1 protein-coding gene is annotated in these 657 nt (G+C 74.1%); it reads right to left on the bottom strand.

Features of this window, described 5'->3' with window-relative positions; translation table 11 throughout:
• Positions 1–657 (bottom strand): hypothetical protein (locus AC1DWF_RS35310; protein WP_476843119.1); only part of this gene is annotated, 657 nt, incomplete at both ends.

Genomic DNA, 657 nt, shown 5'->3' with positions numbered 1-657 from the left:
GGTATCAGCGGCAGCAGCGCCGGCTCCATCTCGTCCAGCCCGAGCCGCCAGCCGCGCCGCTGCGACAGGTCGCGCACCAGCGCGAAGCCTTCGGGATCGGCAAGCAACTCCTCGACCGGCACGCAGACCACCAGATGTCCCCGCCCCCGCGGCCCCAGCACGGCATCGAGCCGCAGGAACTCGATCTCCGTCACGGCGCCCAGGCCAAGCGGGAGGCACACCTCGCCCAGGGCCCGCGCCTCCTGCGGCCGGGCGAGATTCGCCAGCATCCGGCGCTCCGCGGCGTGGCGGAACCGACGCGCATAGCCGGGTGTCGTGGCCAGGGAGCGGCCGGGCAGCAGGGCTGACGCGACGTCCGGCATATGCGGACGCAGCTCAGCCCAGACCGGTCGTGCCTGCCCGTCCCCCGAAGCCAGCTGCCACACGGTCTGCCGCCGCAGGAAGGAAGCGAGGTTCGAGGTCGCCAGCGCACGCAGCGCGGCGTCCATCTCGGCCCCGGAGGGTGGCGGAAATCCGGGCGGCGACTCGGGCTTCGGCTCCGGTGCCCCGTCGAGACCCAGAGCCGCCTCCACCAACGCGAGCAGCCGCGCCGCTTCGGCCGGCAGGCGCAGCGCGGGCAGAAGCGTATCCGCGGGGATCTCCGGCATGAGGCGGGAG

The sequence above is a fragment of the Aminobacter sp. P4_D5 genome (assembly GCF_056401815.1).
Note: the sequence above shows the minus strand (reverse complement) of the source record. Positions and strands in the feature narration are given on the sequence as shown.